The following is a 12,081-nucleotide window of genomic DNA, read 5'->3' as shown; positions in this document are numbered from 1 at the left end:
GTCTGCATAATCGAGACGGCACTTCTTTTTTACATGGAATTCACTTTTTATTTGATCTGAAGCTGATGATCCGTCACAATTTGCGCTAACAAACGAGCGCTGCCGTCGTTTATGAGCTTGTACACCTCATCGAAATTTCCTGTATGGTACGGATCAGGCACCTCAGTAATAGGTTCTTCTGGCAACAGCGACATAAAGCGGATAATAGAGCCCGTTGCTTTGTTCGCTCCTTTCCATGCCCGCACATTTCTTTCGTTACTACTATCCATACATATGATATACGTAAACTGAACGAAATCTTTCGGCACAACTTGTCGTGCCTTCATCCCTTCATACGTAATTCCCAGTTTATCCAAAATGGCACGCGTTCCTTTATGCGGTGGATGCCCGATATGCCAATCCCCTGTACCCGCAGAGTCAATCTGAATCTGTCTCGCTAAACCAGCCTGGCGAACATGTTCACGAAACACAGCTTCTGCCATCGGTGAACGACAAATATTACCTAGACATACGAATAGAACTTGTATCATCATACCCTCTCCTTACTTGTTTCATTTTTTAAAGCGAACGTTTTGGAGCCGACCAATTATAATAAACGGACAACATACGAAACATGACGACGGAAGTAAACAAAATAAGCAGTTCAATTGTCGTATTCGCCCACCCTAGTGCGATAAATAAACCTGCTAAAATCGCCCACAACGCATAAACTTCATGCTGGAGCACAATCGGTTTCCGCCCTGCCAATATATCTCGTATAATTCCTCCGCCTATTCCAGTCAGCATCGCTGCAACCACGACTGCACTTACGGGGTGATTCATCTCGACAGCATACATCGCTCCTTGAATGGCGAAAGCTGACAGTCCGATTGCATCAAAGTACACTTCCGTTTTGCGCCACGTTTCGATCCAGCGAAGAGGGACAACAAACAATATTGCAATTGAAATCATCGCTACGGTCAACAACGTATTTTGCGACCAAAGTGTAGTAACAGGAACGCCAATCAATACGTTTCGCACAACCCCGCCACCGAAAGCAGTAACCATCCCGAGTACAAAAATGCCGAGCGCGTCATATTTCTCTTCCATCGCGACAACCGCACCTGAGAGTGCGAAGGCAATCGTACCAATAAAACTGAACACTGTAAAAATGTCAACGTCCATCTGTGCTGTGACTCCTCTTCGCCGCTGGTCTACATATTTTTTTGACAAAGCAAACTTTCATTATTGTATCTGCTGTGCGAAATTCGTTCAAGCTAGAATTTCAGTTCAAAAATAAGCTATACTTGTATGATGAAGTGCGGCTAGTGAAAGGTTGTACATACTGTAGTTTAACGTAAAGGAAGGTTTGTCATGCTGGAGTCATCCAAGTCACAGAAACAAGACAACTATAATCATATCGTTATTTTTGCCGGCGGGCAGTTGCATACAGAACTTATTCTTTATACCGATTCAGCGGATTTCATTATTGGTGCGGATCGAGGAGCGTTATTTTTAATATCACACGGTATTATACCCGATCTTGCAATTGGGGATTTTGATTCGGTTACAGACGAAGAACGAGCTCTGGTTGAATCGACAAGCAAGCGGTACGTCGGTTGTGATGCGGTTGATAAAAATTACACGGATACGGAGCTGGCCTTCCAAACCGCTTTGAGCTATAAGCCTGACCTCATCACGATTTGCGGAGCGACTGGCACGCGGCTTGACCACACATTAGCGAATATTCATCTGCTGCGTCAAGCTGTTGAGGCTAATATCATGTGTCGAATTGCGGATAACAACAATTTAATCATGTTAACTAAAAAGGAGATCGTCGTTTCAGCCCAGCATTTGCAGCATTTCAAGTACGTCTCGTTACTCCCGCTAAGTATGGAAGTGCGAGGCATTACACTAAGCGGATTTGCTTATCCTTTGCAGGATGCGACTTTGCAAATTGGCCAGTCCGTAGGCATTAGTAATGAACTTGTTGCTGCGACAGGGAGCATTCGCATTGTTTCAGGTTATTTACTCGTTATTTGCAGTCGCGACTAGCAACTATATGGTAGAAAGAGCAGGGCACATCGCAAATCGAATGAATCGTAAGCTTTTGTGCCGCTCTCCTCTGCACCATTTCGCATCATCTCTGCAACTTTCCATACCTTCTGCAATTTTTTGCTTAACCACGCATTACCGTTGCTTATGAAGAACCACTTCTTTTTTTAAAGCCTTAACAGTTGAAAATACATCGCTTGCACTTGCAATATGACTTACAACGGCAACTCCGTCAGCCCCTGCGTTCATAACCTGCTGGATACGTTCAACCGTAATCCCTCCGATCCCAACCATAGGAATGGTCAGTTCCGCTGCGCGTATGGCAGCAATAACTTGTGGTCCTTGGACGGGACGAACATGAAGCTTCGTATTTGTCATAAACATCGGACCTACACCAATATAATCGGCGCCTAAAGCGACCGCAGACCGCGCTTCCTCCACGTTGTGAGCGGACAACCCGATCATCGCGTGCGGCATTTTTCGCCGCGCTTCCGCAAGGGGCATATCCTCTTGACCCAGATGAATCCCGTCGGCATCTACCACAGTAGCTAAATGTACATCATCATTCACAAAAAAAGGAACGGCATAAGTACGGCACAGTTGTCGAAGTTGTAGTGCCAATTCGAATCGTTCTGTAGGCGTTAGCTTTGATTCACTGGGCTTTTCGCGATATTGAAAAGATGTTATGCCTCCCCTCAATGCGGTAACCAACACGTCAACAAGCGTGCTACTTGCAGGAACATTGGCAGTTCCCGCCACAAACATAACCTGGCACATGTCTGCTAGAGCTTTGTTTGTCGAGGAAATACGGTTTTGCCGCTGCTCACACTCACCCTTAGCTTCATTTTCATTACCCTTCTCATCAGTCCTACTTCCTAACTGTTCACTTTGCATATTGCTGTCCCTCCAGTTGAACGGTCTTATCAAGTGGAGTCGGCTCCAATCGAGCTGCATTCCATTGTTCTGGCTTTAGCTGCATGTACAGACCACGCTGCGCCCAATGGTTTACTGGGCCGTGTCCATTTCCAATGCCAAGCGGATGTGCAATCGCAAGCTGGATATACGCTTTGGCACGTTCAAATGCGGTTGTCGGTTCTGCACCTGACGCTAACGAGGCTGTTATGGCAGCTGAGAGCGTACAGCCTGTGCCATGCGTATGAACTGTTGCAATTCGTTCACTGCTGTACCAGCGTGCTTCTTCTCCATTAAATGCGAGATCAGTCGCATGTTCTTCATTATCGTCATGGCCGCCTTTGATGTACACCCATTTTGCCCCATATGCATGAATACGACGGGCGGCCTCTAGACGATCCTCCCGACTTTGAATCGTCATCTTGGCCAGTACTTCTGCTTCGAGGAGATTCGGCGTTACAACCGTCGTTAGCGGAAGAAGTTGCTCGATCAGGGCCTCTGCAGCATCTGATCGCAGCAAACTAGCCCCACCTTTCGCAATCATCACCGGATCGACGACAATATTGCGCCAATGATAACGTTGAATGCGGTCGGCAACGAGGCAAATCGTATCCTTATCGTAGAGCATCCCTGTCTTTACGCCGTCTGGTCGGATGTCGTCTGCAATAGCATCAAGTTGAGCAGCTACTTCTACCAGTGGTAATGGAAAGACGGAGTGTACACCCAGCGTGTTCTGAGCTGTAACGGCTGTTATCGCGCTCATGCCATATACAGCACACTCCTGAAACGTTTTTATGTCTGCTTGAATACCTGCGCCACCGCCGGAATCGGAACCGGCAATCGTCAGCGCTGTCTTGATATGCATTCGCTCCCCTCCTTTCTGTGTGGTGTTTTTCCTGCTCCTGCTTGCAATGTTTGTGGTATGGAAATAGGTATGGACTTGGATATGATTAGGGTTACCATTACTGTTGTCCATTGTTGCTACGGTTACGGTTATTGTTACGCTTACTGTTATTTAACTAAACCTTCCATTGGACTGCTGGCCGATGCATAGCGCTTCATTGGAACACGACCTGCTTCATAACCGAGTCTGCCCGCATGTACAGCCCATTTCATTGCTTCAGCCATGCGAACGGGATCTTGGGCACCAGCCACGGCAGTATTTAGTAGAACTCCGTCTGCGCCTAATTCCATCGCCTTCGCAGCATCACCAGGTGACCCGATTCCTGCGTCTATGATAACAGGAACATTAGCCTGTTCAATAATAAAAGATAAGTGCAATGGGTTGAGCAATCCTAGTCCAGTACCAATTGGAGATGCTCCAGGCATAACTGCGTGAACCCCTAGCTGCTCTAAACGCTTTGCCAGTATGACATCATCTGAGATGTATGGTAACACGATAAAGTCTTCATCTAGCAGCATTTCACAGGCGCGATACGTTTCAATCGGATCTGGCAGCAGTGTTTTCATATCGCCGATCACTTCTACTTTAATCATGTCACAAAGTCCAGAGGCTTTAGCAAGGCGAGCGATGCGAACCGCCTCTTCAGCTGTCGATGCTCCTGCTGTGTTGGGCAGTAAGGTATACTTATTTAAATCGAGCTGTTCCAAAAAGTTCGGCTGCTGCGGATCGTAAATGTTCATACGTCTTACAGCGAACGTCAAAATTTCTGATGCAGAAGCGTCTATGGCTTGCTGTTGCATAGTAAAGTCGGGAAACTTTCCGGTTCCGAGAAGCAACCTCGACTTAAAAGAGTACGGCCCTATTTGCAACTGTTCTTTCATTTGCTCTTTCAACTGCTCTGCCAACTGCCCATTCAACTCCAATTGGTCCATATTCAAATTAACCCCCTCCGACAAAATGTACGATTTCGATTTTGTCACCATGTTGAATTCGTTTATCGACATGCTCGGTTTTCATCACGATCTGTTCGTTATGTTCGACAATAACGATACGATTGCTCATCTGCAGCCACTCCAACAAGTGCTGCACGGTATGAACTTCTTCTGGTATGTCCATGAATTTTCCATTAATAGTTAGTTGCTGCATACGAATCCTCCTGTTCTTTGAGATGAAGCGGCATAAATGAAGGCACCCTTAAAGGCATTAGTAACGGCATTAGCGACATAATTTGTGAGTGACTTCATCCAATGGTCAATTTAAGTCATACGAATCTCGGCATTCATTTGTGCAGCAGGATGTATTGACTTGGAATGTTGTCTATCCGGACTGAATGCCGCCAACATCTCCCACGGCATATGTTCCTTCGCCGCTCCCGCTAATAACCATTGCGCAACCCCTTGTGCCGTTGCGGCACTGAGCAAAATCCCATTGCGGTAATGCCCGGACGCCATCCACAACCCTTCAATGTCCTCCACCGGCCCTATGTATGGCAATTCATCTGGCGTGCACGGGCGTAAACCTGCCCAAGCTTCCACGAAACGGGCATCTGCAATAGACGGCACATATGCAGTTGCCTGCTCGATCAATCGCTGCACAGCTAGCGCACGAACATGGTGGTCATAACAATGCGCGTTAGACGTGGCACCGATATAAAAATACCCGTTTCCTTTCGGAACGATATACGTTCCCGCTCCATAAACAACTTGCTCCAAATGAATGTTATGGGATTGAACAACGACGAGTTCGCCTTGCACAGCATGTAATGGAAGGTCTAGTCCGAACGATTGGGTAAACATAGCGCTTTCCAATCCAGAACAGATAACAACGTGGTCAGCATGCCACACCCCGTCCATCGTCTCCACACCAACAACGCGGCCTTGCTCGTGCAACAGTCTCACTACGGCACGATGCTCTAGCAATTGCGCACCATGAAGACGTGCGCTTGTTGCTAATGCTTGCATCAGCAGCGTCGGCATAACGTGGCCTTCCTCCACATAGAAGGCTCCAGCAAGCGAATCATGAAGCGCCGGATACAGCCGTGCTAGTAGATCGCTTGCAAGCCAATGGCTGCTAGCAGCAGCTGTATTATCAGCAAATGCTGCGGCAGCATGCAGTTGCGCTTCGATTTGCTGCACATTTTCATTCGTCGCTACAGGTATTAACAAGCCACGCAGTCGTAGCTCTACATCCACATGGGCACACTCCCATAGCTCTTCTGTCCAGCTAGGAAACAGCGATTTGCTCAAGCATGCAAACTGAGCAAGCTCCGGCTGAGCAATACGCTCCGCAACAGGTGCCAACATTCCAGCGGCCGCGCAACTCGATCCAGAACCGATCGTTCCTTTTTCCAGCAGCGTTACACGCACGCCACGCTTACTTAATTCATAAGCAACACTACAACCAATTACTCCACCCCCAACAACGACCACATCCGAACTGTTAACCTTTTTCCCGTTGTAAGTTAACCCGCTCCCCATACAACCCCTCCTCGTTTCCGTTGGCTCAGTCGGACAATTTACCTCTAGCGCATACCGCAGCATGCAGCGCATCACGAAACCGTTGCACGGAGCTGGCAGGATTGTCTGCCCCCCAGATGGCCGACATAACAGCTACTCCTGAAGCGCCAGCTGCAATTACTTCTATTACGAGCTCTTCTTTAATGCCGCCTATTGCAATAGTAGGAATATATGGCACAGCATCACGACATGCACGCAGAGCTGTGATCCCGCGCGGTGCTAAGCCTTCTTTGGATGCAGTCGGATAAATGTGACCAAACAACATATAATCTGCTCCCGCAGCAGCGGCGCTTCGAGCTTCTTCAGGATTATGCACCGATACACCTATAGCTAACTGTGGAAATGAAGTTCGTATGACATGAGCAGGCAAGCTATGATAAGCAAGCTGTACGCCTCGTACATGCAATGCGGCTGCAACGTCTACGCGATCATTAACGATAATTTTGTGCATCGACACGCCCGCATGCCTACAACGTTCAACAACGTCCCAAATTTGCCGAGCCGACCACTGCTTTTGCCTAATGTGCAATACATCGACCTTGTCATGAATTTCACATGCAATATGTACGATCTCATCTGGGAGAACGGCATCAGGTGTAACAACATGCAGCCACGGCTCGATCAATCCGTTCACTTCCTTCATTATTTAAGCTCGCTAATTCTCGATATTTCTCAATATTTCCACACAAAAAAACCACTCTCACGTAGAGAGTGGTTATGATCGTTGGTTGACCATAACGAGTGTCAAAAACTTGGAAGCAGCTCAGCTAGTCAACTTGTCGTGGCACAATGATACGTCCCTAGCGGACGGAACCACGTGCACAGTTGATATTCGCAGTATCATACAGACAATGTATTCGTCTGCCCAGCATGATTGAGCTTGCCAATTCGTTAGACACATCATTTAATGGTTGTCGTTCTCACCAATCAATCCACACTTCCCTACGCTGGCATAATCCAGATCAGGTGCTAAGGGTCCGAAGCATTTGCTTCATCTCAGCCATCCAAGATGGCACCCCTAGTGATAGATATGTATTCTTATTGTGCAATGCTCCGTAAGTGTATCACGATTTTTTTCGTTTGGAAAGAACTTGTTACCAAATTACCCCTGCATATTTTCCACTATTTACACCGCTTCGGATAATACCCTTGTTTTGCTGCTTCACGCGCACCTGTGAACGTTTCCTCGATCACTATCGGCTTACAAGCTTGAGGATAAGCAACCTTTATCCCCTGAATAGTCGTACCATAGACATACTCATTCCTTATTAATCTTGCTCCACCTAACGCATAATTGTTGTAACGAGCCGTACCCATCGGCAATCCCTGAACGAAAGCGATAATACCTACATCGTCTATTGAATTATGCCACTCCTCTGTTGAAATGGTCGGCAGTGTAAATGTGTATGCAACACCGTTTCGTTTTGACCACTCATTGTGCAAATTAATACGATAAGCTACATCTTCTTGTACCCGATTAACAATCATCGTACGGCGCACAGCATCAAACGATTTTTCATCTTGCAAAAGCGGAATATGAGTCGACAATTGCAATTCACGTTGGTATCCTCTAATCCATTGTCCAGTGGTGGTGTACACCGTAACAAAATCATCTAGTGTAAATGAGAACACGTTTCCATGTGGATCAACATAACTGTATGGCCGTTTAGGCATCCAAACATGTGTGAACTGTACTTGTTGTTTCGTATCGACAAATTGTTCCTCAGCATACAGCTCATACCCGTCGTAACCGAGCAAGAGCACGACTGGAATATAATTTTTCAGTTGTAATTGACTAATAGGATCAGTCACAATTTGCAAATTAAGGTGCAATGAACGAAAAAAAGTTTGCAGCGCCAGCTCTTTGTTTAATTGTAGCCGTTTATCCGATTCGTACCCCTCTTCTGCCTCTTTCCAAACTGCTGATTGCTGAAGAATCAAGGCTGCATCATCGACAGCCGTATTTAACATCTGATTGTATTTTTGCTCCGTATGTAAATTGAACATTTGTTCTTGCGAATAAAGACGGTTATGCCAAAAAAAAGGCGACAAAATAAGTACGAAAAAAATAGCTAATTTAATAGTCTTCATTACGCACCATTCCCCCTACAGGAATGACGATCTTTTCATTTGAGCTTAAAGATTGAGTTAAAAACTCGTGCAACACTGTCGCTTTAGTGCGGTTTGCATTGTTTACGATAACATTAAAATAATCGCCAGCTTTCATCTCATAACGACGACTAAGTGCATCCATAGGTTCTTTAGAATCGGGGAACATCACCAATAATATACCCTCCGTATTTACAAGCTCATGATGGACAAGAAAATCATTTTTAAAGCTTGATGCATGATTCGGATCTTCATAAAGGGGATCATATTTCTTCTGATAATGCTCCATTTGTACATGAAACATATTTCCGGTTTGCTCCAACTCACGTGTAAAATCTACATACATTTGCGGCGTAACGAACCCCTTGTCCCGTGCAGCATCAACAAAAGCAGTTACACTTTTAAACACATACATGGAAGAAATATCATCCTGTCGCTGAAAAAAGTCCATTAGCGGGTAAATGAACAATAGCAAAATGCACAGCAGCACACCTACAAGCTTTTCGATTGAATTTGACACACAACTCCCCCTAGTCGTAACGAAGACGTACGAGCTTGCCCACTTCATCTCGTATTTGAACGACGCTGTACCTTTTTTGCGTTGCTATAAAAGATAAATCTAGTGAATCAATAGCTGTGTCCGGTCTAAAAAGATGCCCTTCCACTTCGATGTCAATACTCAGCTCGGAAATGAACCTTATCATGTGTACAATTTCAGCACCTAAAATAACCGGAGCTTGAGCTTGTGTCAAAGTGTGGTTGACGTTGCGATCTTTAATCAGATTTTGTGAAAACAGAGCTGTTATCGTACTCGTATTACTCCGCACTAACTCAAACGATAATCCTAACGCACTCATAAACATGGTGCATGCGACAGCAAACTCAATCATGCTGCGCGTGTTAGCTTCCACAGAACTCCCCCCTTACTTTTAGAAAAAAAGGGTACTTGTTGTATCTGATATCCTAAGTACCCTAACTAATTACCCTAATTATCCTTACACTTGTAACTACCTTAGTTTACTGCTGATTAAAAACGATCCCGCGAATGACATTGCTAGAATCCAAAATGACTTTAGCTTTGAACTTTCCGCTCGGATTCACATATGCATCCTTTGATTCAGAGATAGCCTCCTCGATACTGTCATTCCGATTAGAGCCGTCGAATGTTCCAGCATCTGTAACGCTCAAACCATAATATTGACCTTTATGATTTTTATCACTGAATTTGTTTTTCCCTGTAATAACACGAATTCCAAACTGATCCTGCTTATGAAATTTACGAATCGCATTAATAACTTGCGAACCACTTACTGATGTATTGTCATACACCGTAAAGGATGCCTTACTTAACTCCGTCTGAATCGACGAGAACTCATTTTGCGCCGTTTTCGTCGCTTCTTGTGCGGATACGAACAGCAATACAACGATTGTAATCAAAGCTATTGTTAAAAAAATACCTGCCGCCACCTTGAGAGCCGTCTGTGCATTATTCATTGCTTCAACCCCTTAATTATTATTTAGTCCCATTAATAGTTAGATATCTATTCATTAATTTAGTTATCAATGGCCAATGTCGCGTCCTGTTATAACTGTCTAATCTGATCAAAAGATTGCTGCATCTGCTGCGTACTCATCCACAACAGCGGAATAACTAAGTAAATAAAAATTAAAGCATACATAGGAGCAAATCCAATCCATTGCCCCCAACCCGCTTTGGCGTCAATCGTGCGCTCATGATGCTGCTTACGCATTTCTTGTTCATACAGCCAATCTTGATCTACATCATCGAAAGCTTCCTGAAGCGGTACATAATTGTGCGCCAGCGCAATCCGATCGACGAATCTTACAAAGTCAGGGAATGGCGCGTCTTTTTTCAAGGTGTCAAGCGCGTCATCCGCCCCGCTCTCCCAGTTCAATAAACAGCGCTCCAAAGCTCGTCGATACACGACGGCACTACGCGTCATCCATTCCAGTAACTGCTCAGCCGTCAGTTTACGAAAAGCACGCAGCAGTAGAGCAAGCGAGTGGAATTGGCTTAATTCTGTGCGCATTTCCATTTCTTTAAGCCGAATACGTAGCAGCAGCATCCACACAGGCACGTAGTATGTCGTATAGCTGACGAATAAAATAAGCAGCATCTGTTGCCAGCCTAAGCTATCATTCCGTATTCGCTCAGCAGAATGAACGATCGCTTCAACTGCATGTCCCAAAAAAACATCTCCTGAGCTAGTGTAAAGCTCGCTTATCTCTTGTTGTAAACGTCCCTTCCCTTCAAGCCTGCTCTCATCTTGTACGACCTGCCGCAGCCAATGCTCGTGAGAATGTATCCGTACAGCATTATGGCTTCTGGCATTATATTGAGGATGGTATCCGTGCGCCTGCTCCAAGGATATAAGACGTTCGGCAAGACGTTCAATATGCCAATCTTTAGCCTGTACTTGTAGGAGCACCACGAACACAAATGCCAGTAGCGTTGTTAGTGAGCTATATAAAAGTCGCCGCAAATAAAATCTAGATAGCGGAATCGTTTCATTCGCTTCTTGCAGTCGCTTATGCAAAATGCTCAATTTCCTTACCTCAATACGAGACATCCAGCGCTTAACCGCATGTTGAGCGAAAGTAAGTTTCCAGATCGGTTCATCCCAGCGGCGGCGAGCTTGTTCCTGCGGACGCGGGCGCTCACTCCGCCACTGTAAATATCCAAGCAGTTTATGGCTAGTCAGCACAACAATAAACACGGCAACTTGCAGTGACCAACCTAATTTACTGTCATAAAAGGCATCCATAGTCGGAAAATGAGTTCTAGCCCACATTTCTAATGGATCTGCAAACAACACAGGAGCCACCGCAATGACTTTCAATCCTTTTAATAAATAATCTAGCTTTGTTCGCAATACGACCTCGGTTTGCATTTCTTGCACTATCATTGATATGCCTTGCAAATAAGACGACCCTTTTTGCTGTGGCGGATCACCGTACTCCGCCACTAACCGCGATAACCCTGCGAATAGTTTGTAATGCCGATTGGGAGCCGCTTCCTCGTATGCTGCAAGCGCGACATCTGGATTTGGCTCTTGCAGCATTTGAAGCAGCCGCTGCATATGCGGGGCCGCATACGCAGCAGCACGCTCCAGTGCTTCCTCGAGCGCAGATTCAACGATGCGGCATCGATGGTAAGACTGGCGGACATCGGCCAGCACATAAACGGATTGACGCAGCAATTGAAGCTCAGCTCGCTGAATGACGAAATCAGTATACAAACTTTCAGCAACACTAAGCAGGACAATAAGCATCAACCAAGACAGCACATCCTGCTCAAATGATAAAAATAAGCCCAAGGCCATCATCATAACGAGACTACTGCCAACAATAATAGCCGCAGTCTGCTCCCTTAGCTTCCACTCATCGTAAGAATAAACAGGAGCGAGTTGTTCCCGAACGGAACGCGCTTTAATGCGAACGAGTGGCAACCTAATAAACAGTACGTATAACCGTCGCAACAGCTGTCTAAGCACCTTCTTCACAGAAGATTCAGCACTCAACGTAATCCCTATTTGCTGTCGCTCTTTACGCCTAGCCATTTTCCATAATAAAAAACTCATTAGG

At 45.6% G+C, this 12,081-nt stretch carries 14 protein-coding genes and 1 riboswitch; of the genes, 1 reads left to right on the top strand and 13 read right to left on the bottom strand.

All coding sequences use genetic code 11. The annotated features are described in order from the left end of the window. Positions 1-47: 47 nt before the first annotated feature. Positions 48-530: a low molecular weight protein-tyrosine-phosphatase gene (locus tag KIK04_RS21300; protein WP_232278851.1), complete on the bottom strand. Its 483-nt coding sequence runs from the start codon at positions 528-530 to the stop codon at positions 48-50. 28 nt (positions 531-558) lie between these two features. Then, positions 559-1,164: a trimeric intracellular cation channel family protein gene (locus KIK04_RS21295; protein ID WP_232275619.1), complete on the bottom strand. Its 606-nt coding sequence runs from the start codon at positions 1,162-1,164 to the stop codon at positions 559-561. 189 nt (positions 1,165-1,353) lie between these two features. On the opposite strand from KIK04_RS21295, the gene KIK04_RS21290 reads away from it, so the two are divergent. Continuing rightward, positions 1,354-2,034, top strand: a complete 681-nt coding sequence (locus KIK04_RS21290; protein ID WP_232275618.1) for a thiamine diphosphokinase — start codon at positions 1,354-1,356, stop codon at positions 2,032-2,034. Positions 2,035-2,169: 135 nt separating this feature from the next. Here the strand turns inward: KIK04_RS21290 and thiE are convergent, their stop codons facing one another. The 11 genes from thiE to KIK04_RS21235 all read right to left on the bottom strand — a co-directional run bounded on the left by thiE (position 2,170) and on the right by KIK04_RS21235 (position 12,077). After that, complete coding sequence (gene thiE / locus KIK04_RS21285; protein WP_232275616.1) at positions 2,170-2,928, bottom strand: thiamine phosphate synthase; 759 nt, start codon at positions 2,926-2,928, stop codon at positions 2,170-2,172. Further along, positions 2,918-3,811, bottom strand: coding sequence for a bifunctional hydroxymethylpyrimidine kinase/phosphomethylpyrimidine kinase (gene thiD / locus KIK04_RS21280; RefSeq protein WP_232275615.1), 894 nt, complete (start codon positions 3,809-3,811; stop codon positions 2,918-2,920). The genes thiE and thiD overlap by 11 nt, the downstream gene beginning before the upstream one ends. 146 nt (positions 3,812-3,957) lie before the next feature. Continuing rightward, the gene (locus tag KIK04_RS21275; RefSeq protein ID WP_232278850.1) at positions 3,958-4,731 is read right to left on the bottom strand and encodes a thiazole synthase; all 774 of its coding nucleotides are present in this window, start codon (positions 4,729-4,731) and stop codon (positions 3,958-3,960) included. Positions 4,732-4,789: 58 nt separating this feature from the next. Next, positions 4,790-4,996, bottom strand: coding sequence for a sulfur carrier protein ThiS (thiS, locus tag KIK04_RS21270; protein ID WP_232275613.1), 207 nt, complete (start codon positions 4,994-4,996; stop codon positions 4,790-4,792). A 110-nt stretch (positions 4,997-5,106) separates the two neighbouring features. Then, the gene (gene thiO / locus KIK04_RS21265) at positions 5,107-6,327 is read right to left on the bottom strand and encodes a glycine oxidase ThiO (RefSeq protein WP_232275611.1); all 1,221 of its coding nucleotides are present in this window, start codon (positions 6,325-6,327) and stop codon (positions 5,107-5,109) included. 25 nt (positions 6,328-6,352) lie between these two features. Then, positions 6,353-7,009, bottom strand: coding sequence for a thiamine phosphate synthase (locus KIK04_RS21260; RefSeq protein WP_232275610.1), 657 nt, complete (start codon positions 7,007-7,009; stop codon positions 6,353-6,355). Positions 7,010-7,288: 279 nt separating this feature from the next. Next, a riboswitch (TPP riboswitch) is annotated at positions 7,289-7,396 on the bottom strand. Positions 7,397-7,488: 92 nt separating this feature from the next. Further along, positions 7,489-8,457 (bottom strand): hypothetical protein, encoded by a 969-nt coding sequence (locus KIK04_RS21255; protein WP_232275608.1) that lies wholly within the window; start codon positions 8,455-8,457, stop codon positions 7,489-7,491. Further along, positions 8,444-8,995, bottom strand: a complete 552-nt coding sequence (locus KIK04_RS21250) for a hypothetical protein (protein ID WP_232275607.1) — start codon at positions 8,993-8,995, stop codon at positions 8,444-8,446. Before KIK04_RS21250 ends, KIK04_RS21255 begins: the two co-directional genes overlap by 14 nt. Before the next feature lie 10 nt (positions 8,996-9,005). Then, the gene (locus KIK04_RS21245; protein WP_232275605.1) at positions 9,006-9,386 is read right to left on the bottom strand and encodes a hypothetical protein; all 381 of its coding nucleotides are present in this window, start codon (positions 9,384-9,386) and stop codon (positions 9,006-9,008) included. A 106-nt stretch (positions 9,387-9,492) separates the two neighbouring features. Continuing rightward, positions 9,493-9,969, bottom strand: coding sequence for an ABC transporter permease (locus KIK04_RS21240; protein WP_232275603.1), 477 nt, complete (start codon positions 9,967-9,969; stop codon positions 9,493-9,495). A gap of 89 nt (positions 9,970-10,058) precedes the next feature. Further along, the gene (locus tag KIK04_RS21235; RefSeq protein WP_232275601.1) at positions 10,059-12,077 is read right to left on the bottom strand and encodes a GTPase SAR1; all 2,019 of its coding nucleotides are present in this window, start codon (positions 12,075-12,077) and stop codon (positions 10,059-10,061) included. Positions 12,078-12,081 lie beyond the last annotated feature (4 nt).

It is taken from the genome of Paenibacillus sp. 481, assembly GCF_021223605.1.
In the GTDB taxonomy this organism is placed as follows: domain Bacteria; phylum Bacillota; class Bacilli; order Paenibacillales; family Paenibacillaceae; genus Paenibacillus_B.
Note: the sequence above shows the minus strand (reverse complement) of the source record. Positions and strands in the feature narration are given on the sequence as shown.